This window comes from Arthrobacter sp. 01T414, from assembly GCF_056398965.1.
The window spans coordinates 204,092-225,398 of record NZ_JBFTQK010000004.1 but is presented as its reverse complement, the minus strand read 5'-3'; the positions used below and the strand labels follow the sequence as shown (position 1 = coordinate 225,398).

The following is a 21,307-nucleotide window of genomic DNA, read 5'->3' as shown; positions in this document are numbered from 1 at the left end:
GCCTCGGCTGCCAAGTGCCGTAAGTCCCGTGCAGTGCCGTGCAGTCCCGTGGGCAACGGTCCAGGCCGGGACGGAGGCCGCTCCGGGCGCCGACATCTGGCCGGCGGACTGGGAACCGGGCCGTTGCCTGGCACTAAACTGGGTCCCATGACTGCCACCAGTGACTTCGCAGCGGACGCCGCTGCCGCCCGTGCCCGCCTCCTGGAACTGATCAAGGAGCTGGCCGTGGTCCGCGGCAAGGTCATCCTCTCCAGCGGCGCCGAGGCCGACTACTACATTGACCTGCGCCGCATCACCCTGCACCACGAGGCGTCCAAGCTCGTCGGCCAGGTCATGCTGTCGCTGCTGGACGACGCCGGCATCGACTTTGAGTGCGCCGGCGGACTCACGATGGGTGCCGACCCGGTGGGCACCGCCGTCATGCACGCCGCCGTCGACGCCGGACGCCCGGTCGACGCCTTCGTGGTCCGCAAGGCGCAGAAATCCTACGGCATGGGCCGCCAGGTCGAAGGTCCCTCGGTGGAGGGCCGCAAGGTCCTGGTCCTCGAAGACACCTCCACCACGGGCGGTTCCGCACTGACCGCCGTCGAGGGTGTGCGCAAGGCCGGCGGCAACGTCGTGGCCGTCGCCGTAATCGTGGACCGCGACACCGGCGCCAAGGAAAAGATCGAAGCCGAAGCAGGCGTCCCCTACCTGTTCGCATTTGGCAAGGACGAACTGGGCCTGAATTAGGGGTTTCACCGGCGGCGGACATATATGGACGGTACTTTCGGGGTGTCTTACTATTTCTTAAATACCCCCGTCGGTACCTCTGTACCCGTAGTTGAAGAGACGCGCTATGCTCCCGCCCCAGGAATACCCGGCAACAGTCAGTACTGTCGACCAGGTCCAGAACCTCATCCTCGACAGCACCGACTTCGAAGAGTTCCTCAACGAACTTGCGCGTTTTTCCGCGCACCAGGTGGCCGGCGAGGGCGACGACGCGCTGTGCGGCATCACCCTCCTGCGTGACCGGAAGGCTGCGACCATCGGCTGGAGCAGCGAGTCCGCCCGGGAAGTGGACGAGATCCAGTACCGGCTGGCCCAGGGGCCCTGCCTGACGGCCGCGCAAGAGGAGCGCGAGGTCTACGTCCCGGACCTTTTCGAGGAAGACCGCTGGGGCCCTGACTATGCCAACGCCGTGGCCTCGCACGGGCTGCGCTCGGTGCTTTCCGTGCCATTCCATCTGCAGGGCGAAGCCCAAGCGGCGCTGAACCTGTATTCGGACGTTCCGCACAAGTTCGACGGCGACGTCGCGGCCCGGGCGCGCGACTACACCCGGCAGATCTCCCAGGCGTTGCGCATGGCTGTCCGCTTTTCGCTTCACACGGACAGCGCCACGAACCTGCGGGCCACGCTGGAATCCCGCACGGTCATCGACATGGCCATCGGCATTGTGATGGCGCAGAACCGCTGCAACCAGGCGACGGCGGTCCAGATTCTCACCGACGCCTCGAGCCACGGCAACGTGAAACTGCGCGACATTGCCACCTCGCTGGTGGAGTCCGTCGGTGGTTCGGCGACCCGGACGCACTTCCAGGAGCCGGGGCGGCAAGCCACAGGCTAAAGTGCGGGATCATTTGGGGACTTGTGCCCACCCCATCCCGCAGTTACGCTGAATGAGGTTGAGCCGTCGGCCATAGACACTTTATTTGGAGTACCTATGGACCAATCTCTTAACGCCCAGGTGAAGCTGGATGTCGCCGCAGATGTCATCCGAATCGATGTCCGGGGGCGCCTCAGCCAAGATTCCCGACCCGCCCTGATGCAGCTGATCCAGCGCATCCGCCGGAGGGGGCTCAGCTCCCATATTCGAGTCGACCTCGCGCACGCCGAATTCGTGGAATCATTGGCCCTCGCCGGCCTGCGCAACGATCTCAATTCGGTAGATGGGGGATCCAGCCAGCTCGAGTTGGCCGGCGCTCCGACCGTTGCCGCAGGGGTTTCGCTCGAGCTGCTGATGTTCGGCGACGACTTTGGACGGGTGTTCCAGCCCATTGACCTCTCCGGGGACTTCGTGGCCTCCATCAACTCGTACGGGACGCGCCCGCTGGCCCGCTATTCCGACGACGAACTGCTGGCGGCCAGCGACTGTGTTTTCGGCAAGCTGGACGATCCCCGCAACGGTGGACCCTCGGAGCTTCTGGCCCGCTACGAGGACATCAGCCTGGAACTCGCACGCCGCGAAGCAGCCCGCGCACCGGAACCCGCGCTCGCACCGGAACCCGCCCGCGCGCCGGAACCGGCGTAGCCCCCGTCTTACCCGGCGCCGGAACCGGCGTAGCCCCGTTTCGTCCCGCGTTTTCTGCTCCACCGACGCAGTGGCTACGGTAGAGGTGTGCCGCATGAGACGGAACCGAACGACGGTCAGGAAGCCCGGAGCGCCGAGGCCCGCCTACTCCGGCACGCCGCCGAGCTCAAACGGTTTTCGCGGCGGAAGTTCCTCGTAGGTACCGGTGCCGCGTCGGCTCTCGCCGCGGACATGCTCTTCACCCGACGGGTCCAGGCCGAGCGGCGGGTCAACAAGATCCTCCTGGTGCCCGACGACGACGCCGAACTGTATTTTCCGCACGCCAGCTGGTTCCTCTTCCCGGGGTATAAAACCAGCTGGGAAGAGGCGCAGTGGATCCTGAACTCGCTTCGCGGTGCCCTGACCAAGCGCGGCCAGCTGGCCGCCGTCGGCTATTCGAATGTCGGCATGGACATCGACAAGATCGTGATCGCTGTCATCGAGCACATCCGGGCCCACCAGCTGGACACCGTCTACTTCTACGGCCACAGTTTCGGCGGCATGGTCGCCGTGCAGGTCGCCGCCCGGTTGCTGGAGCTTCATGGCGTCAAGGTGGCATTCATCCTGCTCGACTCAAGCCCGTCCAGCAGGTCTGACGTCCTGGACCAGAGCTGGTTCGAAGGGGTGGTGTTCCTTTACGAGAGAGGATTCCGCTTCCCCACCGTGCTGCGCGGCGGCTATGAACTTGGTGAGCGGGTGCTGAACAAAAATGAACGAAGCTGGGGGCAGATCCTGGACCAGACCCTGGAGCAGCTCTCGCCGATTGCCCCGTCCAGCGTGTTGATCGAAACCGAATCGGCGTACATCTACCACTTCGACATGAACCGCTTCGTCGGCAAGCTGGGCGACGCGAAGATGGCGTTCATCGGCAATCCCCGGGACCAGACCGTCAGCTACGAGACGGCCCGGGACACCTGGATGCTGCGGTTCAAAGCCAACATGGTCTCGGATACATTGCAGACCGACGGGGCACGCCCGGCCCACGCCAGTCCGCAGTGGAATCCTTCCATCTACCGGCCGCTCATCGAGGAGCTGCAGGACGAGTTCTTGCCGCTGCCCTCCGGCGGCGGCAAGAAGACCGCCTTCTAGCCAGCCGGTTCCGTGCGCCCGCTCAAATCTGGTTCTTCAGGTCCGCGACCGAGTTCAGGATCTGGTTGGGCCGGAACGGGTAGGCCGCGATGTCGTCCTTGTGCGTGATGCCGCTGAGCACCAGCACCGTGTGCAGGCCTGCTTCCATGCCGGCGATGATGTCCGTGTCCATCCGGTCCCCGATCATGGCGGTGGTCTCGGAGTGCGCGTCGATCTGGTTCATCGCTGAACGGAACATCATCGGGTTGGGCTTCCCCACGATGTACGGTTCGCGGCCGGTCGCCTTGGTGATGAGGGCCGCGATCGCGCCGGTGGCCGGCATCGGCCCGTCCTTGGAGGGGCCGGTCGCATCCGGGTTGGTCGCGATGAAACGCGCGCCGCCCAGGATCAGGCGGATGGCCATGGTGATGGCTTCAAAGGAGTAGGTCCGGGTTTCGCCGAGCACCACAAAGTCGGGGTCCTGGTCGGTGAGGATGAAGCCCGCCTCGTGCAGCGCCGTCGTCAGCCCCGCTTCGCCGATCGTGTAGGCACGATTGCCCGATTCGGAGCCGCGCACCTGGTCCTTGAGGAACTGCGCCGTGGCCAGGGCCGAGGTCCAGATGTTCTCCTCCGGGATTTCCAGGCCGGAACTCTTCAGCCTGGCGGCGAGGTCGCGCGGTGTGAAGATGGAGTTGTTGGTCAGGACCAGGAACCGCTTGGACGTGTCCACCCAGCGTTGGATGAGTTCCGAAGCGCCGGGGATCGGCTGGTTCTCGTGGACCAGCACCCCGTCCATGTCCGTCAGCCAGCACTCGATCTCCTGGCCGCTGCGGTAAACCGAGGACGTGGACCGCACGTCATCAGAGTCTGAACGCTGGTCTGTTCCGTGGTCTTCGTACTGCTCCGCCATGGTGCCCTCCGCCGATAGTGTGCCGCAACAGCTCCCAGTCTAATGTTGAGGCGTGACTGAACCCGAGACGCCCAGCGAACCACCCGCCGGTACCGAGGCCGCGCCGGACGGTGAGCCGGAGCCCAAGGCAGAGGTCGGCGTCGGACCCTGGCAGGGGCCGTGGCCGGAGGGCGGGCACTGGGATCCGGACCTGCTCGCCGACGGCGACCGCCGCAACGTGCTGGACAAGTACCGCTACTGGAAGCACGAGGCGATCGTCGCGGAGCTGGACTCGCGGCGCCACAACTTCCACATCGCGATCGAAAACTGGCAGCACGACATGAACATCGGCACCGTCGTGCGCACCGCCAACGCGTTCCTGGCCAAGGAAGTCCACATCATCGGACGACGCCGGTGGAACCGCCGCGGCGCGATGGTCACCGACCGCTACCAGCACGTCCGCCACCACGCCACCGTGGAGGACTTCGTCGCCTGGGCCCAGGGGGAGGGGCTGGCCGTGATCGGGATCGACATCTTCCCCGATTCCGTCCCGCTGGAAACCTATGAACTGCCCCGGGACTGTGTGCTGGTCTTCGGCCAGGAGGGCCCGGGCCTGACGCCGGAGGTCCACGAAGCCGCCGTCGCGACGCTCTCGATTGAGCAGTTCGGGTCCACGCGTTCGATCAACGCCGCCTCCGCAGCCGCGATTGCGATGCATGCCTGGATCCGCCGGCACGTCTTCAACCAGCTGCCCGGGTAGCCTGCCCGTCCTTTGGCGCGCGAGATGACACTTAACGGCAGTGTTGGCGCGCCACACTGCCGTTAAGTGTCACCTCGGCGGAAGCGAGTATTACAACCCCGGCGTGACCGGAGACACTGCCCCGGTGCAGGAATGGCTAGGATGGTTCGTAGCCGACGAGGTCCACTCCAGGGTCAACCAGCCCGCAGACGAAATTCACTTTAGGAGTCAGCATGCCCATTGCAACCCCAGAGATCTACTCCGAGATGATCGACCGCGCAAAGACGGGCGGCTTCGCATTCCCCGCCGTCAACGTCACCTCCTCCCAGACCCTGAACGCAGCCCTGCGCGGCTTCGCCGAGGCGGAGTCCGACGGCATCGTCCAGGTCTCCACCGGCGGCGCCGCCTACTGGTCCGGCGCCTCCACCAAGGACATGGTGGCCGGCTCCCTGGGCTTCGCCGCGTTCGCCCGCGAAGTGGCCAAGAACTACGGCGTCAACATCGCCCTGCACACCGACCACTGCCCCAAGGACAAGCTGGACGGCTTCGTCCTGCCGCTGCTCGCCGCCTCCGAGGCCGAGGTCAAGGCCGGGCGCAACCCGCTCTTCAACTCGCACATGTGGGACGGCTCGGCCGAGACCCTGCAGGAGAACCTCCGGATCGCCCGTGACCTGCTCCAGCGCACCGCAGCCGCCAAGATGATCCTTGAGGTCGAGATCGGCACCGTCGGCGGCGAGGAAGACGGCGTCGAGAACGCCATCAACGACAAGCTCTACACCACTGTCGAGGACGCCCTCGCGACCATCGACGCCCTCGGCTCCGGCGAGAATGGCCGCTACATCACGGCCCTGACCTTCGGCAACGTGCACGGCGTCTACAAGCCGGGCGGGGTCAAGCTGCGTCCGGAGATCCTCAAGGACATCCAGGAGCAGGTCGGCGCGAAGATCGGCAAGTCCAACCCGTTCGACCTCGTCTTCCACGGCGGCTCCGGCTCCTCCGAGAAGGAAATCGCGGACGCGGTCTCCTACGGCGTGATCAAGATGAACATCGACACCGACACGCAGTACGCCTACACCCGCCCGGTGGTGGACCACATGTTCCGCAACTACGACGGCGTCCTGAAGGTCGACGGCGAGGTCGGCAACAAGAAGCTGTACGACCCCCGCGTCTGGGGTGCGTCTGCCGAGGCCGGCCTGGCCGCACGCGTCGTCGAGGCTGCACAGCAGCTCGGCTCCACCGGCAAGACGTTCTAGCCGTGTCGGACGAGTTCCGTAAGAACCTGATGGGCCCGGAGCCCACGCTGCTGCCTGCCGAGACCGAGGTCTACGCGGGGCTGGAGGCCGGCCACGAGGCGCTGGACCTGGTGGAAAAGCACCCGACGTCCTCGCTGCTCTGGGCCGTGCTGGCCGAGGAAGCGTGGAAGGAAGGCCGGACCATCGACTCCTACGCCTACTCCCGCGTAGGCTACCACCGCGGCCTGGACTCGCTGCGCCGCAACGGCTGGCGCGGCGCGGGCCCCATCCCGTGGGAGCACGAACCGAACCGCGGCTTCCTACGCGCCCGCCGTCGTTAACTTACCGGGACTAGGCCTTGGCCAGGCCGGTGCGGGCCATGGCGTCGGCGTAAGCGACGCGCATTTCCTCCAGGTACTGCTCCTGGCGGGCCGGGGTGCCGGCGAAGGCGCGGCCGCTAAGGGAGCGGACCTTGTACGTCTTCAGGCCGCGGCGCCAGATCATCGGCACCTCGGTCTTGAGCAACAGGTTGGCTAGGCGGTTGGCCTCGGTGCCGTGCGCCACGATCACGGACGCGCGCGGCACCAGGGCGAGGAACTTCAGCAGGGGCTTGAGGCCGGCAGAGATCTGGTCCGGGGTGAACTTGCCGTTGGGCTCGCCGTCCACGTGCCACGGGTGGACGTTCCAAGGCATGACATACTCGGGGCGCAGCCCGAGCTTCCACTGGATGCCGAGCATGCGGGTGGCAGCTTCCTCGTCCCCGGCAGTGATGAAACCGGACGGGTCCGCGGTGCCGATGTTGGAGTACAGGCTGATGATGCGGCACTCGTCGATGTCGTGTGCGGGATCCACGTAGGGGACGGTGGTGCCAGCTTTGGCGGTCTGCAGTGCGTCACACAGTTCGTTGACCGGCGCGACGTTAGCGTCGTAACGGCGGCTCAGGAGCTGTTCGCGGAAATTTTCAGTGGCCAGGGCTGTCATGTATTGCTGGGTCTCCTGCGGGATTGGTAAAGCTGCCAGACCGGCCGCGGGCACGCCAAAGGAAGGGCACGCTGAGGCCGGTGTGGTTTGAAAATGTGGTGTGGACCGATTCCTGTTCGGTCTTCACCAGTCTATCAAGCCCAGCGAAATGCCCGGCGAGCCGTCCGGACCGGACGGCGGACCGGACGGCGGACCGCCCGGCCCGACGGGAACCGCCGGGCGGGTCCGGCTACCAGAGCCGCTTGCTGGCCCGCCGTGCGCCTTCCCCGAGGGCCTCGAGCTTGGCGAAGGCGATCTGCGGGTGGACGCGGCCGCCGAGGCCGCAGTCCGTGGAGGCAATCACATTTTCCCGGCCCACCAGTTCCGCGAAGCGTACGATCCGTTCCGCCACCAGGTCCGGATGCTCCACCACGTTGGTGGCGTGCGAGACGACACCGGGGATGATCGACTTGCCGTCGGGAAGCTTGGTGTCCTCCCAGACGCGCCATTCGTGTTCGTGCCGCACGTTGGCCGCCTCGAAGGAGTAGGCGCCGGCATTGATCTGCAGGACCGAGCCGATGATGTCCGCGAACGGGATGTCCGTGGTGTGCGGCCCGTGCCAGGATCCCCAGCACACATGCAGCCGGATCTTCTCCTGTGGGAGGTCGCGCAGGGCCCAGTTGGTGGCCTCGACCCGGAGCTGGATGAACTTCAGGTAGTCCTCGAGGCTCGGCTCGGGGTTGATCTGGTCCCAGCTCTCGGCCAGCGAGGGGTCGTCGAGCTGGACGGTCAGGCCGGCGTCGATGATGGCCTTGTATTCCTCGCGCATGGCGTCGGCGCAGGCGTACAGGAGTTCCTCGTCGCTCTTGTAGTACTCGTTGGCCACCCGGGCGCAGGAGCCGGGGGAGAGGGACGCGACGAACCCCTCGCTCAGGCCTGCCGCGGCCAGGCCCTTTTTGAGGTTGGTGACGTCCGAGGCCACGAGCGACTGGCCCGTGTACGTCAGCGGCCCCGCGATCTTGGGCTGCGTGACGGCCTTGCGGTGGGCCAGGATCCCGGAGGAGGGGTCGTTGTAGGCGTCGTTGAACTTTTGCCGGTCGCGGCGGTCCGGGAACGAGGTCAGGACAATGTGGCCGGGAGAGGAACGGTGCACCTGCGCGTCGGCCCAGCGGTCGACGTCGGTCGGTTCCAGGCCGCCGAGCCGCGAGAAGGAGTAGTTCCACCAGGCGCCGTAGTCCACGGTGCTGGACATCGTGTGGCCATACTCGCCGTCGTTGGGGATGTCGATGCCCAGGTCCTTCTGGCGCTGCACGACGTCCACCACGGAGGTCTCCAGCAGGTCCAGGAACTCGGGGGTGATGCCGTCGGCTTCCTTGGCCTCGTTCGCGGCGATGAGCTCCGGCGTGCGGGGCAATGAGCCGGCGTGGGTGACGCGGATGTGGTCGGTGTTCTGGGACGTGTTCAGGGACATGGCAGGGTTCCTTTCCATCGGTCCTGGCGGTAGCACCGGTGCCGGCACACGGCGTCCGCCAAGGGCGGGCCGGAACGGCAGGGTTGCTGCGGCGTCAACGGTCCAGGTCCCTCGGCCGCTCGGGATGGTCACTCTCACTTAATTCCACGCGTGGCCGGACCGCAAGTCATGCCCGCTATGTGTCGCAGCGTCCACGCAGGGAGCCGAAAACGGTGCCGTCCACCGTTTTCGGCTAAACTTGGGTGGTAAGAGCCCCGGACTCTGGCGTTGCTGGCATAGATCGTAGTGGTACTGAGCTACAGCGGTAGATTCGGGGCATTCTCATGAACGGCGTTGAGCTGCGATGACTACCTGGTGAATCAGCCGGCGAATCAACCGGGGCTCGGCCCGAACGAATGGGGGAGGATCCCATGCCAGCAATCGTGATCGTCGGAGCCCAATGGGGCGACGAGGGCAAAGGTAAGGCCACCGACCTGCTCGGCGGCCGCGTCGACTACGTCGTGAAGCCCAACGGCGGCAATAACGCCGGGCACACCGTCGTCGTAGGCGGTGAGAAGTATGAGCTGAAGCTCCTTCCGGCCGGCATCCTGAGCCCGAACGCAGTCCCGGTGATCGGCAACGGTTGCGTGGTGAACCTTGAAGCCCTGTTCCAGGAGATCGACGGCCTCGAAGCCCGCGGCGCGGACACCTCCAAGCTGCGCGTCTCCGCGAACGCCCACCTCGTGGCGCCCTACCACCAGGTGCTGGACAAGGTCACCGAACGGTTCCTCGGCAGCCGCGCGATCGGCACCACGGGCCGCGGCATCGGCCCGGCCTACATGGACAAGGTGGCCCGACTCGGCATCCGGGTGCAGGACGTGTTTGACGCGTCCATCCTGCGCCAGAAGGTCGAAGGCTCGCTGCGGCAGAAGAACGAGCTGCTGGTCAAGGTCTACAACCGCCGGGACATCGAAGTGGACGAGGTCGTGGACTACTTCCTCTCCTTCGCCGAACGCCTGCGCCCGCTGGTCATTGACAGCACCTTCGTGCTGAACAAGGCGCTGGACGAGGGCAAGGTGGTGCTCATGGAGGGCGGCCAGGCCACGTTCCTGGACGTCGACCACGGCACCTACCCGTTCGTGACTTCCTCCAACCCGACCGCGGGCGGCGCGTCCGTGGGCTCGGGCATCGGCCCTACCCGGATCTCGCGCTCCATCGGCATCATCAAGGCCTACACCACCCGTGTCGGCGCCGGCCCGTTCCCCACGGAGCTGTTCGATGAGATGGGCGTGTACCTGCAGAAGACCGGCGGCGAGTTCGGCGTCAACACCGGCCGCCCGCGCCGCTGCGGCTGGTACGACGCCGTGCTGGCGCGCCACGCCTCGCGCGTGAACGGCTTCACCGACTACTTCGTCACCAAGCTGGACGTGCTCACGGGCATCGAACAGATCCCTGTCTGCGTCGCCTACGACGTCGATGGCGTTCGCCACGACGAAATGCCGATGACGCAGACCGAGTTCCACCACGCCAAGCCGATCTTCGAATACTTCGAAGGCTGGACCGAGGACATCACCGGCGCCCGGACCCTGGACGACCTGCCGGAGAACGCCCGGAACTATGTGCTGGCCCTCGAGAAGCTCTCCGGCACCCGTTTCTCCGCGATCGGCGTCGGCCCGGACCGGGACCAGACCATCGTGGTCAACGACCTGATCAACGACTAGAGCCTCGCTAACCGGCGCACGACGGCGGCGGGTCACCTGCAAGGGTGGCCCGCCGCCGTCGTCGTTAACGCGTAAGTTCAGGCGCCGCAGAGCCGGAATCAAAAGAAGAAAAGAATTTTCGATTGCTGCGTAACCTTTCGAGGCGCCCCAGCGATTACCCCTTTGTAAGCGCCGCCCGGAGCCCTGGTCCCCCCATCAGATCCGGCCGGCCTTGCCGCGAATGATCCGACCGGTGCCTGCCCCATCAGGCGCCGGGGACTTCGAGCGAGATCCGACGGGTACCTGCCCCCATCAGGTGCCGACAGGACTCCGACCGTAAGTGCCGGCTGGCGCCTGCCCCCATCAGGCGCCGGCCAGCCTTCAAACAATCAAAGGATGTACGTTTTTCATGAAGAGTGTTAGCAAGACCACCAAGATCGCTGTCGGCGCCGCCATTCTCGCAGTGGGAGGCTTCTCCGGAATCGGCCTGGCCAACGCGGCCCAGATGTCCGGCACGCAGCAGGCTGAAGTGAACCACGCTACGCCCGCCACCCCCGCCGTTCCGGCTGCTCCGGCAACCCCGGAACTGCCTGCCGCCCCCGCCACCCCGGCCGTTCCGGCCGCACCGGCAACCCCGAACACCGATGGCTCCGCCAAGGGCGATGCCAAGGGCGACGCCGATGTCGAAGGTACCGAGGGCTCCACCGAGGGCTCCGTTTCCGCTGACAAGGACGGCGTTACCGTCGACGGCGCCGCCAACGCCAAGGGCGCTGCCGAGGCCAAGGCCCACGCCGGCGTGACCGTTGCGACCCCGGCTGTTCCGGCCGCCAAGGGCACCCCGGCAACGAAGGCTGTCCCGGCTGTCCCGTCGGTCGAGCAGCCGAAGCTCGACAAGTAAGCACGAACGCTTCTCTTCGGAGGCGATGGGGTGCGGCCGCTAGACTATCGGGGGCCGCACCCCAGCAGTAACGGAAGGAAAGCCTCTTGGCAGACCAGCTGAGCGATGACGAACTGTCAGCAGCTCTGGCTGGCGACCCGTCAGGATTCAGCGCCGTTTACACCGTGATGTCCCCGGCGGTGCTCGGCTACTTCCGGGCCAAGGGCGTCGACGACGCCGAGGCCCTCACCCAGGATGTCTTCGTGGACGTCCTGCCGAAACTGGCCAACGTCACCGGCGGCCGCACGGGTTTGCGGACTTTCATCTTCTCCGTCGCCCACGCCCGGCTCGTCGACCATTACCGTCGTTCCGAACGGACGCCGCAGCTGGCCGAGTATGACCCCTTGAATGACGCGAGGCACTCCGCCTCCGCCGAGGATGAGGCGCTCGGATCGCTGGGCGGCCTTTCACACACTCTCTCCCGGCTCAACGAGGAGCAACGGGAAGTCCTGGTTCTGCGGATCGTCGCAGACCTCTCCATCGATCAGGTGGCCGGCATCATGGGCAAGACCCCCGGTGCCATCAAACAGCTTCAGCGGCGCGGGCTCAGTGCCCTGCGCGAACTCGTAACCGAAAAGGACCACGCAGCATCATGACCGGCACGCGCGAACCCCAGCAGGATGGCAGCATCCAGGCGATGCTCCGTGACTCCGGCCTTGAAGCTGCCACCGAACTCCGCAGCACCCTGGAACAGCTCCGCGCCCTGGTGCCGGAGCAGGCGCCTGCCCCGCGCGCGGACCTCGCCGCGCTGCTCACCGCCGGTTCAGCCGATCCGGTTGCCACGTCCGCCGTACCGGACGGCGCAGCGGAGGACCTTCCCGACGGCGTGGTCAGCCTGGCCGACCGTCGGGGCGGCCGTAAGCGCCGGATGGCCCTCATCGGAGGTGCCGTGATCGGTGCAATGAGCCTCGGCGCCGGCGCCGTGGCAGCGTCCAGCCAAGACTTCCGCGCGAACGTGGGCCACACCCTGGGTGTCATTTTCCAGCCCGCAGCACCCACCCGGACCCCGGTCCCTTCCGGCCCCACCCCGTCCGATCTGCCGGCTGCCCCGGCTTCGGTTCCGGCTGGCACGTCCTCCGTTGCGACGCATCCGGCAGAGCCCTCTGCCGCGGCAACCGCGGCTGTCCCGAAGCACGCCGGCCCCGTCGCCACGCCTCCCGCCGTCGGCCGCCACGGCGTGCTTCCCGCCCCGTCGCACCGTCCCGTGACCCCCGGGACCCCGGGCCGCAATGGCCGGGGGCTTGCGCCCGCCCCGGTGCCGACGTCGCCCGTACTTCGCGGACTCCCCACGGCTTTCCCGACCCCCAAGCCGTAACCGGGGCCTAGGCGCTAAGCCACCTCGGAAACGCCTCGGCATAGGCGTTGTGGGCCAGGTCCAGGGCGAGCGCCTGCTCGATTCCGAACCAGCCGATTTCGGTGTGCTCTTCGGGCGCGCGGTTGTAGGGAATACCCTCCCAGTCCCTGAGCGCCCAGCCCTGCAGCAGCAGCGAGCCGGAGCCGCCGTCACCCTTGCTGAGCTGGAACGACGGCCCCGCCCCGGGCGGCGGCACGGTGATCCCCAGCTCCTCGCGGAGTTCACGGACCAGTGCCTGTACGGCGGATTCACCGCCCTCGATGTGCCCTCCGGGCAGGTCCCACTTGCCGGGGTAAGCCTTGGCGGTTGAATTCCTGCGGCACAGCAGGATTCCCTGTGGGCCCAGCAGGGCAGCGACCACCACGCGATGCATCATCCGCCCATTCGATCACAAGCCGGCGGCGGGCTGTTCAGGCTCTCTGCGGTTAAGCCGGGACCGGCCCGCATTTGTTGGCAACAAATGCGGGCCGGTCGCTGGCGGGCGGCTCCGACTAGGCGAGGACCTGCCGCTTGGAGGAGATGACGCCGGTGTCGAAGCCGGCCAGGTGCAGCCCGCCGTGGAAGCGGGCATGCTCAATTTTCACGCAGCGGTCCATCACGACGTCGAGACCGGCGGCCTCGGCTTCCTTCGCGACGTCCTCGTGCCACGAGCCCAGCTGCAGCCAAAGCGTCTTGGCGCCGGCTGCGATGGCTTCGTCGAGGACGCCGGGCAGGTCGTCATGCTTGCGGAACACGTCCACGATGTCCGGACTCTCCGGCAGCTCGGCAAGCGAGGCGTACGTCGGCTCGCCCAGGATTTCCGTCACCACCGGGTTCACGAAGTACACCTTGTACCGGGTGGAGGACTGCAGGTACGTCGCCACGAAGTAACTGGCCCGGGACGGCTTGTCCGAGGCGCCGACAATGGCGATCGACCGGGCCTGGCGCAGCAGGTTCAGGCGTTCCGGCGCGGAGGGGCCGGTCCAGGTGCGGGTTTCCTGGGTGCTCATGCGTTTGCTCCGATCGTGCAGGCGTCAGCGGAAAGTACTTCCGTGGCGGGCTCTTCCGTCGCCGCGTCCAAGGCCTGATCGAGGTCCCAGAGGATGTCGTCGAGGTCCTCCAGGCCGACCGAGATCCGGACCAGATCCTCCGGAATGCCGGCGGATTCGAGCTGCGCCGGGCTGAGCTGCTGGTGGGTCGTGGAGCCCGGGTGGATCACCAGGGTCCGCGAGTCGCCCACGTTGGCGAGGTGCGAGGCCAGCTGCAGGGACTCGATGAACTTTTGCCCCGCGGCCCGGCCGCCCTTCACACCGAAGGAGAACACCGAGCCCGGTCCCAGCGGGAGGTACTTCCGCGCCCGGTCGAAGTGCGGGTGTGAGGGCAGGCCGGAGTAGTTCACGTACGCCACACGCTCGTCGGCTTCGAGCCACTCGGCCACCGCCTGGGCGTTCTTCAGGTGTTCATCCAGCCGCTGCGGGAGCGTCTCCACGCCCTGCAGCAGCTGGAACGCGGACTGCGGGGACAGCGCGGGGCCAATGTCGCGCAGCTGTTCGCAGCGCAGCTTGGTGAGGAAGCCGTATTCGCCGAAATTCCCCCACCAGGAGACGTTTCCGTAGGAGGCCACGGGTTCGGTCATGGTGGGGAACTTGCCGTTGCCCCAGTTGAAGCGCCCGCTTTCGACGATCACGCCGCCGAGGGTGGTGCCGTGGCCGCCGAGGAACTTGGTGGCGGAATGGATCACGATGTCTGCCCCGTGTTCGATCGGCCGCACGAGGTACGGGGTGCTCAGGGTGGCGTCGACGACGAGCGGGATGCCGGCGTCGTGTGCCACCTTCCCTAGCCCCTCGAGGTCCTGGACCTCCGAGGACGGGTTGGCCACCACCTCCACGAAGATCGCCTTGGTGTTGTCCCGGACCGCGGCGGCGTAGTCCGCAGGGTCGGTGCCGGGGACGAATGTGGTCTCCACGCCGAAGCGGCGCAGGGTCACGTCCAGCTGGGTCACCGTGCCGCCGTAAAGTTGGGAAGCCGCGACGATATGGTCGCCGGCCTGGGTGAGCGCGGCAAAAGTGATGAACTCCGCGGCCATGCCCGAGGACGTGGCGACCGCGCCGATGCCGCCCTCCAGCGAGGCGATGCGCTCCTCGAACGCGGCCACCGTGGGGTTGCCGATCCGGGAGTAGATGTTGCCGTACTTCTGCAGGGCGAACAGGTTGGCGGCGTCCTGGGTGTCCTTGAACACAAAGGACGTGGTCTGGTAGATCGGCACGGCCCGTGCGCCGTGTTCGGCGTCGGGGGTGCCGCCGGCGTGCAGGGAGCGGGTGCGGAAGCCGAATTTGCGGTCAGCCATTACGCGTTCACCAGCTTGCTGGTGGCGCCGCTGGCCGCCGGGGTGAGGGACAAGTCGAGTTCGACGCCGTGTTTGCGCGCCAGGTCCGCCTCGAGTTCGCGCACGATCGGCAGGATCTCCGTACCGAACGCCGCGACCTCTTCCTGGAAGTGCAGGTAGCCGGTAAGGAACAGGTTCACGCCGATCTTCTTGTACTCCACGATCCGCTCGGCGATCTGCTCCGGGGTGCCGATCAGCTGGGTCTTGAAACCGTCGTTGTACTGGACCAGATCCTCGAAGCTCGAGTCGGCCCACATGCCCTTGCCATCCTTGGTGGACGCCCCGGCCTCCTGGACCGCGTCGCGGAACCCTTCGACGGCGGGCTTGTGTGCCTTCTCGACGATCTCGCGCAGGGTGTCCCGGGCTTCCTTCTCGGAATCCCGGGCGATCACGAAGCCGTTCAGGCCGAACCTCGGGGCAGCGAGGGCGCCTTCGGTCCCGCGCTTGGTGTCGCCGGCAGCGGCGACGACGCCGGCGATGTTTTCCTTGAAGCCCTCCAGGTCCTTGCCATTGGAGAAGTACCAGTCGGCGACTCGTCCGGCGGTGGCCTGCGCCGCGGTGGAGTTGCCCCCGAAGAAGATCTCCGGGTGCGCGCGCCCCGGTACGTCCACCGGGGCCGGCTGCAGGGTGAAGTCGGTGATGTTGTAGTACTTTCCGGCCTGGCTGTACTCCTGCTCGGTCCAGAGCCCGCGCAGCACCCGGATGAACTCCTCGGTGCGGACGTAGCGCTCGTCGTGTTCGAGCCATTCGAGGCCGAAGTTTTCAAATTCGGCCTTGAGCCAGCCGGAGACGATGTTCACTGCGGCCCGGCCGTTGGAGATGTGGTCCGCGGTGATGATGTATTTCGCCAGCACGCCGGGGTGCCACATGCCCGGGTGGACGGCCGAGATCACCTTGAGCCGCTCGGTGGCGGCCAGCAGGGCGAGGCTGAAGGAGGTGGCCTCGTGCTGCTTGTCGGCACCATAGGAGGCGGCGTACCGGGTCTGGGTCAGGGCGTATTCGAAGCCGGAGTTCTCGGCGATCCGGGCGAGCTTCTTGTTGTAGTCGAAGTCCCAGCCGGTGCGCTGTTCGATCGTGGAGACCACCAGTCCGCCGGAAACGTTGGGGACCCAGTAGGCGAACTTGAGGGGCTCGGAAAGACGGGCGACGTTGCTGATGTCAGTCATGGGTGTTCCTTACTTCTGGGTGTTTCGGAGTCGTAGGACATCCTGGATGTCCGCGATGGATGGTTCGTTTTGCAGCGAGGTTGTGTCGCCGAGGGGGCTTCCCTCGAACAGCTGGGTCAGCAGCCGGCGCATGATCTTCCCGCTGCGGGTCTTCGGCACATCGGGGACGACGACGACGTCGCGCGGCTTCGCGATCGGCCCGATCGCCTTCGCCACGTGGTTGCGCAGCTCCTCGGCCAGCGAGTTTGGGCCCACGCCCGCAGGGTTCCCTGCCCGAGCTTGCGAGGGGAGGGGGCGGGTGGGGACCACGAACGCCACGATCGCGTGGCCGGTCTTCGGGTCCGCGACGGGGCACACCCCGGCCTCCACCACGTCCGGGTGGGACACGAGGGCCGATTCGATCTCGATCGTGGAGAGCAGGTGCCCGGAGACGTTGAGGGTGTCGTCCACCCGCCCGAGGATCCAGATGTCGCCGTCGTCGTCATACCTGGCGCCGTCGCCGGCGAGGAACCAGCCCTGTTCGGCGAACTGGCGCCAGTACGAGTCGTAGTAGCGCTGCGGGTTGCCCCACACGGTCCGGGCGATGGCGGGGCCGGGGGCGTCCACCACGATGAAACCCTGGACTCCGGGCGGAACGGTGTCGCCCGCCTCGTCCACGATCCGGGTGCCGACGCCCGGCAGCGGCCGTGCTGCGCAGCCGGGCTTGAAGACCGTGTCCGTCGGGGCCGGGGAGAGGATGGTGGCCCCGGTCTCGGACTGCCACCAGGTATCCACCACCGGAGCGGTGCCGGCGCCCACGTTGTCCCGGAACCAGCGCCAGGCTTCAGGGTTGACGGCTTCGCCGACGGTGCCGAGCAGGCGGATCGAGGAGAGGTCGTAGCCTGCGGGTACGCCGTCCGGGAACCAGCCCATCAGCGAGCGGACCAGGGTGGGCGCGGTGTAGTACTGCGTGACCCGGTAGCGCTCGATGATTTCGAAGTGCCGGCCCGGGTGCGGGGTGTTGGGGGTGCCCTCGAAGATCACCTGGGTGGCCCCGTTGGAGAGCGGACCGTAAAGCTCGTAGGTGTGGGCGGTGACCCAGGCGAGGTCCGCCGTGCACCAGTGCACGTCCTGGTTGCGGAGGGACGGATCCGGATTGCTGAAGAGGTGCTCGAAGCTCCACGACGCCTGCGTGAGGTAGCCGCCGGAGGTGTGGACCAGGCCCTTGGGCTTCCCGGTGGTCCCGGAGGTGTACATGATGAACAGCGGCGTCTCGGCGTCGAACGCCTCGGCTTCGTGGACATCGGAGGCCCGCCCGACGGCGTCGTGCCACCAGACATCGCGGCCTGCGGTCATCGGGACGCTGTCCAAATCTTCGGACGCTGTGGTGCGGTTGACCACGAGCACATGCTCGATCGCGTTGTCCCCGGCGACGGCGGCGTCCGCGTTCCCCTTCACCGGGACCGCCACGCCGCGGCGGAACTGCCCGTCGGTGGTGACCAGCAGCTTGGCACCGGTGTCCTCCACCCGGAATTTCAGGGCTTCTGCGGAGAAGCCGCCGAAGACGAGCGAGTGGATGGCGCCGATCCGGGCCACGGCCAGGGTGATGACCACCGTCTCGGGGATCACCGGAAGGTAGATGACCACGCGGTCGCCCTTGCCGATGCCGAGGCCCAGCAGGGCGTTCGCGGCCTGGGCCACCTCGCGCTGCAGCTGCGCGTAGGTGATGGTGCGGCGGTCGCCCGGTTCGCCCTCGAAGTACAGCGCCACCTTGTCCCCGCGTCCCGCCGCTACATGGCGGTCGACGCAGTTGTAGGCGACGTTGAGCTTCCCGCCGTCGAACCAGCTGATCTCCGGTCCCGTCCCGGCCTCCGGGTCCGCCGGAAGGAACCGGTGTGCGGTGTGCCAGGGCTTCTCGGTGCTGGAAGATTCGCCGGGCGCCTGTTCCCAGTCCAGCCGCAGGGCGGCCGCTTCCCAGAATGCGATGCGTTCGGCGTCTGTATCCGGGGCATTGCTCCGCGGGGCCGGCGTTGCGGTTTCGTTCAGGGTTACGCCCATCGTTTCACCGCCCACTTCTCCGCCTGTCCCAGCAGGGCGTCGGTGATCTTGCCGATCACGGCGAGCAGCACGATGGCGAGCAGGAGCCGGTCCGTGCGGCCGTTGTTCTGCGAGTCCGTGAGCAGGAAGCCCAGGCCCATCGAGGAGGCAATCAATTCCGCCGCCACGAGGAACAGCCAGGCCTGGGCCAGGGCGAGCCGGAGCCCGGAGAACACGGCCGGCACGACGGCCGGTAGCTGGACCGTGGTCAGCAGCTTTATGCCCTTGAGTCCGAACGCCCGCGCGGCTTCAACGAGGTTCCGGTCCACGTGGCGCAGGGCCAGCGAAACCGTGGTGAAGACCGGGAAGAACGCGCCGATCAGGATCAGCGTGATCTTGGAGTCCTCGCCGATCTTCATCCAGAGGATCAGCAGCGGCACCCAGGCGAGCGACGGCACGGCCCGGAGCGCGCCAATTGTTGGCGCAAGCAGGGCCTCGGCGAACCGGGACAGGCCCACCAGTGACCCGAATACGAGTCCCAGTGCCGCCCCGGCCGCGAAGCCGATCAGCACGCGCTGGGTGGAGATCGCAATGTGCTGGCCGAGCTGCCCGCGCTGGAGCAGGTCCAGGCCGGCCTCCATGACCATGCCTGGCGGCGGAAGCTGGACCGCGCTGAACACTCCGGCGGCCGTGGTGAGCTGCCAGGCACTGAGCACGGCAACGGGAATGATCAATCCAAGGAGCAGACGCGCCCAGCCGTTGGCCAGGATCCCGGCGGGGGACCATCCGTTCGCTGGGGAGCCGCCTGCGCCCGTTTCGGGGGAGTCCGGCCGGGCGGCGTCTGCTGGAGTTGCGGGGACGGCTGCAGCGCGCCCGTCCGCAACATTGTTGCTGGTGAGGGTGGGGATTCCGAGGCGTGTCATCAGGAATCCTTGATGGCGGAGGCATCCGCCTTCTTCACCAGCGAGTCATCGAGGAGCGAGCCGACGGCGTCGTCGATCTGCTTCTGGCTCTTCACGTCCCCGGTCTCCACGAAGCTCGGGCCGATCTTCGCGAGGACCTTGCGCTGGGCTTCACCCGGTTCCGGGTCGACGTCGAGGTTGCTGCGCTGCAGCACGACGGTCTTGGCGACGGCCAGGTCCAGCCCGGCCGCGTCGGCCAGGATCTGCGCGGTCTCGCCCGGGTTCGCGGCCGCCCAGGCGCGGGCCTTCTCATAGGCATTGACGACAGCCTGCGCCTGCTTCGGCTTGTCCTTCAGGAAGGATTCCGTGGCGTTCAGGAAGCCGTAGGTGTTGAAGGAGAGGTTCCGGTAGAAGAGCTTGGCGCCCTTCTGCTCCGCTCCGGCCATGATCGGGTCCAGGCCCGACCAGGCGTCAACGGAGCCGTTTTCCAGCGCGGTGCGGCCGTCGGCATGCTGCAGGTTCTGCACCGTGACGTCCTTCGCGGACAGGCCGGCCTCGGACAGGGACTGCAGCAGGAAGAAGTACGGGTCGGTTCCCTTGGTCGCGGCCACGGACTTGCCCTTGAGGTCGGCGACCTTGGTGATCCCGCTGCCGGGTTTGGTCACCAGGGCTGCCCACTCCGGCTGGGAGAAGATGTCGATGGCCTTGATCGGCGAACCGTTCGCCCGTGCCAGCAGGGCGGCGGAACCGGCGGTGGAGCCGACGTCGATCGCGCCGGAGCGCAGCGCTTCGTTGGCCTTGTTGGACCCGGCGGACTGGACCCAGTTGACGGTGACGCCCTGGTCCTTGAGGGCGGACTCCAGCCAGCCCTTCTTCTTGATCACGAGGCTGAGCGGGTTGTAGGTGGCGAAATCGATGTTCAGCGTGTTGCTTGCCGCCGCGCCGCCTGCCGAGCCGGCGGCAGCCTGGCCGGAGCCTTCGCCGGCGACGCAGCCGGTGAGGGTCAGGGCGGCGGAAACGGCGGCGGCGGTGAGGAGCGAACGGCGGGTGGGTTTAGGGGTGGCGGCTGTGCGGAAGGGCATGAAGGTTCCTTTGAGAACGGTGCGAGCGGGTGCGGAAGAGGAGAAGAACGTTGGGCGGGTGGGCGCGGCAGCTCATGCTGCGCGCGTCCGGCCCTGGGGCAGCGGAAGAAGCTGGGGCTAGTGGCCGTCGACGCCGAGGCTGGCCAGAAGCGAGGCCCGCATTCGGGCCAGTTCCGCCGATGCCCGGTCCCGGGGCCGTCCGCCGGGGACGACGACGGAGCGGACGATCGTCGCACCCGGCGCCGGCGCGGCGGTCGGGTCGCCGGATTCCGGAACGGGATCCTTGCCGAGGACGATGATGCGGTCGGCGAGCTGAAGGGCTTCGTCGACGTCGTGGGTCACCAGCAGCACTGTGGTCGGCTCGGCCCGGTGGACCTCCAGCAGCAGGTCCTGCATTTTGATCCGGGTCAGGGCGTCGAGGGCGCCAAAGGGTTCGTCGAGCAGCAGCACGCCCGGGTTGCGTGCCAGGGCCCGGGCCAGCGAGGCGCGCTGGGCCATGCCGCCGGAGACCTCGCGCGGCCGGTGTTTGGCGAAGTCCCGCAGGCCCACGAGCTCAAGGAGCCGGGCGACCTTGGCCTTGCCGTCCTTGGCGCTGACGCCGGTGGGCAAGCCGATGGCGATGTTGGCCTGGAGCGTGTGCCATGGCAGCAGGCGCGGCTCCTGGAAGGCGAAAGCACAGCGGGCATCCATGCCTTGGACCGGGACGCCGTCGATTTCGACGGTGCCGGAGCTCGGGGCGTCGAGGCCGGCGGCGGCGCGCAGCAGGGTGGACTTGCCGCAGCCGGACGTGCCCAGGATGGCGAGGACTTCACCGGCCCGGACGTCAAAATTTACGTCGCGGAGCACGGTGTGCGCCTCGCTGCCGGTACCGAAGGTGCGGCGCAGGGCGCGGAAAGACACCGGCAGGGCCGCCGAGCGTTCGGCGTCGTGAACGGAGGCGTCCGCGGACGCAACCGGCGCGGAGGGGGACAGGACAGCAGACATAGGGATACTCCATCGGTCCTGGCAGTAGCACCCTACGGAACGAGCCTCCGGTCCGGGTGGTCAGTCCGGCCGTTCCCGTGGCTCGCTACCTTGCTATCGGCGGGTTCCGGGGAGGAACTCCGACGACCAGGGTT

Annotated in this window: 21 protein-coding genes and 1 pseudogene; 11 read left to right on the top strand and 11 right to left on the bottom strand. The window is 67.2% G+C overall.

The genetic code is table 11. The features are described from left to right. Positions 1 to 147 precede the first annotated feature (147 nt). From pyrE to AC1DK9_RS11110, 4 genes are all read left to right on the top strand, one after another. Entirely contained in the window at positions 148 to 732 is a 585-nt protein-coding gene (pyrE, locus tag AC1DK9_RS11125; protein ID WP_476861132.1) for an orotate phosphoribosyltransferase, read from the top strand. 106 nt (positions 733 to 838) lie between these two features. Continuing rightward, entirely contained in the window at positions 839 to 1,606 is a 768-nt protein-coding gene (locus AC1DK9_RS11120; protein ID WP_476861131.1) for a GAF and ANTAR domain-containing protein, read from the top strand. Between the two features lie 96 nt (positions 1,607 to 1,702). Continuing rightward, positions 1,703 to 2,290: a hypothetical protein gene (locus tag AC1DK9_RS11115; RefSeq protein WP_476915955.1), complete on the top strand. Its 588-nt coding sequence runs from the start codon at positions 1,703 to 1,705 to the stop codon at positions 2,288 to 2,290. Between the two features lie 87 nt (positions 2,291 to 2,377). Then, complete coding sequence (locus AC1DK9_RS11110) at positions 2,378 to 3,418, top strand: thioesterase domain-containing protein (RefSeq protein WP_476915954.1); 1,041 nt, start codon at positions 2,378 to 2,380, stop codon at positions 3,416 to 3,418. A gap of 22 nt (positions 3,419 to 3,440) precedes the next feature. On the opposite strand, the gene AC1DK9_RS11105 is transcribed toward AC1DK9_RS11110, so the two are convergent. After that, positions 3,441 to 4,307: an HAD-IIA family hydrolase gene (locus AC1DK9_RS11105; protein ID WP_476861128.1), complete on the bottom strand. Its 867-nt coding sequence runs from the start codon at positions 4,305 to 4,307 to the stop codon at positions 3,441 to 3,443. Positions 4,308 to 4,359: 52 nt separating this feature from the next. Between AC1DK9_RS11105 and AC1DK9_RS11100 the strand changes: the two genes are divergently transcribed. The 3 genes and pseudogenes from AC1DK9_RS11100 to AC1DK9_RS11090 all read left to right on the top strand — a co-directional run. Then, positions 4,360 to 5,046, top strand: coding sequence for a TrmH family RNA methyltransferase (locus tag AC1DK9_RS11100; protein WP_476861127.1), 687 nt, complete (start codon positions 4,360 to 4,362; stop codon positions 5,044 to 5,046). A gap of 212 nt (positions 5,047 to 5,258) precedes the next feature. Beyond that, complete coding sequence (gene fbaA / locus AC1DK9_RS11095) at positions 5,259 to 6,278, top strand: class II fructose-bisphosphate aldolase (RefSeq protein WP_476915953.1); 1,020 nt, start codon at positions 5,259 to 5,261, stop codon at positions 6,276 to 6,278. Between the two features lie 2 nt (positions 6,279 to 6,280). Then, positions 6,281 to 6,586, top strand: a pseudogene (locus AC1DK9_RS11090) (DUF3151 domain-containing protein); the annotation flags it as partial. A gap of 22 nt (positions 6,587 to 6,608) precedes the next feature. Here AC1DK9_RS11090 and AC1DK9_RS11085 read toward each other — a convergent pair. Together AC1DK9_RS11085 and AC1DK9_RS11080 are read right to left on the bottom strand one after the other, a co-directional pair. Continuing rightward, a complete protein-coding gene (locus AC1DK9_RS11085) occupies positions 6,609 to 7,238 on the bottom strand; it encodes a uracil-DNA glycosylase family protein (RefSeq protein ID WP_476915952.1) in 630 nt (209 codons plus the stop codon). Between the two features lie 229 nt (positions 7,239 to 7,467). Continuing rightward, on the bottom strand, positions 7,468 to 8,688 hold the full coding sequence (locus tag AC1DK9_RS11080) for a cobalamin-independent methionine synthase II family protein (RefSeq protein ID WP_476915951.1): 1,221 nt from the start codon (positions 8,686 to 8,688) through the stop codon (positions 7,468 to 7,470). A 410-nt stretch (positions 8,689 to 9,098) separates the two neighbouring features. Between AC1DK9_RS11080 and AC1DK9_RS11075 the strand changes: the two genes are divergently transcribed. The 4 genes from AC1DK9_RS11075 to AC1DK9_RS11060 all read left to right on the top strand — a co-directional run bounded on the left by AC1DK9_RS11075 (position 9,099) and on the right by AC1DK9_RS11060 (position 12,619). Then, positions 9,099 to 10,388 carry an adenylosuccinate synthase gene (locus AC1DK9_RS11075; protein WP_476861123.1) on the top strand — a complete coding sequence of 430 codons (1,290 nt, stop codon included), beginning with the start codon at positions 9,099 to 9,101 and terminating at the stop codon, positions 10,386 to 10,388. A 388-nt stretch (positions 10,389 to 10,776) separates the two neighbouring features. Beyond that, entirely contained in the window at positions 10,777 to 11,265 is a 489-nt protein-coding gene (locus AC1DK9_RS11070; protein WP_476915950.1) for a hypothetical protein, read from the top strand. An 86-nt stretch (positions 11,266 to 11,351) separates the two neighbouring features. Beyond that, positions 11,352 to 11,900 carry an RNA polymerase sigma factor gene (locus AC1DK9_RS11065; RefSeq protein ID WP_476861121.1) on the top strand — a complete coding sequence of 183 codons (549 nt, stop codon included), beginning with the start codon at positions 11,352 to 11,354 and terminating at the stop codon, positions 11,898 to 11,900. Beyond that, positions 11,897 to 12,619: a hypothetical protein gene (locus AC1DK9_RS11060; protein WP_476915949.1), complete on the top strand. Its 723-nt coding sequence runs from the start codon at positions 11,897 to 11,899 to the stop codon at positions 12,617 to 12,619. The genes AC1DK9_RS11065 and AC1DK9_RS11060 overlap by 4 nt, the downstream gene beginning before the upstream one ends. Positions 12,620 to 12,626: 7 nt before the next feature. Here AC1DK9_RS11060 and AC1DK9_RS11055 read toward each other — a convergent pair whose 3' ends face one another. From AC1DK9_RS11055 to AC1DK9_RS11020, 8 genes are all read right to left on the bottom strand, one after another. Further along, positions 12,627 to 13,034 (bottom strand): NUDIX domain-containing protein, encoded by a 408-nt coding sequence (locus AC1DK9_RS11055; RefSeq protein ID WP_476915948.1) that lies wholly within the window; start codon positions 13,032 to 13,034, stop codon positions 12,627 to 12,629. 115 nt (positions 13,035 to 13,149) lie between these two features. Beyond that, positions 13,150 to 13,647: a CoA-binding protein gene (locus AC1DK9_RS11050; RefSeq protein WP_476915947.1), complete on the bottom strand. Its 498-nt coding sequence runs from the start codon at positions 13,645 to 13,647 to the stop codon at positions 13,150 to 13,152. Then, positions 13,644 to 14,984 (bottom strand): O-acetylhomoserine aminocarboxypropyltransferase/cysteine synthase family protein, encoded by a 1,341-nt coding sequence (locus tag AC1DK9_RS11045; protein WP_476915946.1) that lies wholly within the window; start codon positions 14,982 to 14,984, stop codon positions 13,644 to 13,646. Before AC1DK9_RS11045 ends, AC1DK9_RS11050 begins: the two co-directional genes overlap by 4 nt. Next, entirely contained in the window at positions 14,984 to 16,189 is a 1,206-nt protein-coding gene (gene sfnG, locus AC1DK9_RS11040) for a dimethylsulfone monooxygenase SfnG (protein WP_476915945.1), read from the bottom strand. The genes AC1DK9_RS11045 and sfnG overlap by 1 nt, the downstream gene beginning before the upstream one ends. A 9-nt stretch (positions 16,190 to 16,198) precedes the next feature. Beyond that, a complete protein-coding gene (gene acs, locus AC1DK9_RS11035) occupies positions 16,199 to 18,226 on the bottom strand; it encodes an acetate--CoA ligase (RefSeq protein WP_476916099.1) in 2,028 nt (675 codons plus the stop codon). Continuing rightward, entirely contained in the window at positions 18,217 to 19,128 is a 912-nt protein-coding gene (locus tag AC1DK9_RS11030) for an ABC transporter permease (RefSeq protein WP_476861115.1), read from the bottom strand. The genes acs and AC1DK9_RS11030 overlap by 10 nt, the downstream gene beginning before the upstream one ends. Beyond that, the gene (locus AC1DK9_RS11025; protein ID WP_476861114.1) at positions 19,128 to 20,189 is read right to left on the bottom strand and encodes an aliphatic sulfonate ABC transporter substrate-binding protein; all 1,062 of its coding nucleotides are present in this window, start codon (positions 20,187 to 20,189) and stop codon (positions 19,128 to 19,130) included. The genes AC1DK9_RS11030 and AC1DK9_RS11025 overlap by 1 nt, the downstream gene beginning before the upstream one ends. Before the next feature lie 117 nt (positions 20,190 to 20,306). Next, the gene (locus tag AC1DK9_RS11020; protein ID WP_476861113.1) at positions 20,307 to 21,173 is read right to left on the bottom strand and encodes an ABC transporter ATP-binding protein; all 867 of its coding nucleotides are present in this window, start codon (positions 21,171 to 21,173) and stop codon (positions 20,307 to 20,309) included. Positions 21,174 to 21,307: the final 134 nt, after the last annotated feature.

Bases quoted from the DNA above. Each gene is read 5' to 3' on its own strand.
- AC1DK9_RS11055 (WP_476915948.1), bottom strand. From the start codon at position 13,034: ATGATGCATCGCGTGGTGGTCGCTGCCCTGCTGGGCCCACAGGGAATC.
- AC1DK9_RS11060 (WP_476915949.1), top strand. From the start codon at position 11,897: ATGACCGGCACGCGCGAACCCCAGCAGGATGGCAGCATCCAGGCGATG.
- AC1DK9_RS11050 (WP_476915947.1), bottom strand. From the start codon at position 13,647: ATGAGCACCCAGGAAACCCGCACCTGGACCGGCCCCTCCGCGCCGGAA.
- acs (WP_476916099.1), bottom strand. From the start codon at position 18,226: ATGGGCGTAACCCTGAACGAAACCGCAACGCCGGCCCCGCGGAGCAAT.
- AC1DK9_RS11025 (WP_476861114.1), bottom strand. From the start codon at position 20,189: ATGCCCTTCCGCACAGCCGCCACCCCTAAACCCACCCGCCGTTCGCTC.
- AC1DK9_RS11080 (WP_476915951.1), bottom strand. From the start codon at position 8,688: ATGTCCCTGAACACGTCCCAGAACACCGACCACATCCGCGTCACCCAC.
- AC1DK9_RS11085 (WP_476915952.1), bottom strand. From the start codon at position 7,238: ATGACAGCCCTGGCCACTGAAAATTTCCGCGAACAGCTCCTGAGCCGC.
- AC1DK9_RS11070 (WP_476915950.1), top strand. From the start codon at position 10,777: ATGAAGAGTGTTAGCAAGACCACCAAGATCGCTGTCGGCGCCGCCATT.
- AC1DK9_RS11105 (WP_476861128.1), bottom strand. From the start codon at position 4,307: ATGGCGGAGCAGTACGAAGACCACGGAACAGACCAGCGTTCAGACTCT.
- AC1DK9_RS11045 (WP_476915946.1), bottom strand. From the start codon at position 14,984: ATGGCTGACCGCAAATTCGGCTTCCGCACCCGCTCCCTGCACGCCGGC.
- pyrE (WP_476861132.1), top strand. From the start codon at position 148: ATGACTGCCACCAGTGACTTCGCAGCGGACGCCGCTGCCGCCCGTGCC.
- AC1DK9_RS11120 (WP_476861131.1), top strand. From the start codon at position 839: ATGCTCCCGCCCCAGGAATACCCGGCAACAGTCAGTACTGTCGACCAG.
- AC1DK9_RS11030 (WP_476861115.1), bottom strand. From the start codon at position 19,128: ATGACACGCCTCGGAATCCCCACCCTCACCAGCAACAATGTTGCGGAC.
- fbaA (WP_476915953.1), top strand. From the start codon at position 5,259: ATGCCCATTGCAACCCCAGAGATCTACTCCGAGATGATCGACCGCGCA.
- sfnG (WP_476915945.1), bottom strand. From the start codon at position 16,189: ATGACTGACATCAGCAACGTCGCCCGTCTTTCCGAGCCCCTCAAGTTC.
- AC1DK9_RS11020 (WP_476861113.1), bottom strand. From the start codon at position 21,173: ATGTCTGCTGTCCTGTCCCCCTCCGCGCCGGTTGCGTCCGCGGACGCC.
- AC1DK9_RS11075 (WP_476861123.1), top strand. From the start codon at position 9,099: ATGCCAGCAATCGTGATCGTCGGAGCCCAATGGGGCGACGAGGGCAAA.
- AC1DK9_RS11115 (WP_476915955.1), top strand. From the start codon at position 1,703: ATGGACCAATCTCTTAACGCCCAGGTGAAGCTGGATGTCGCCGCAGAT.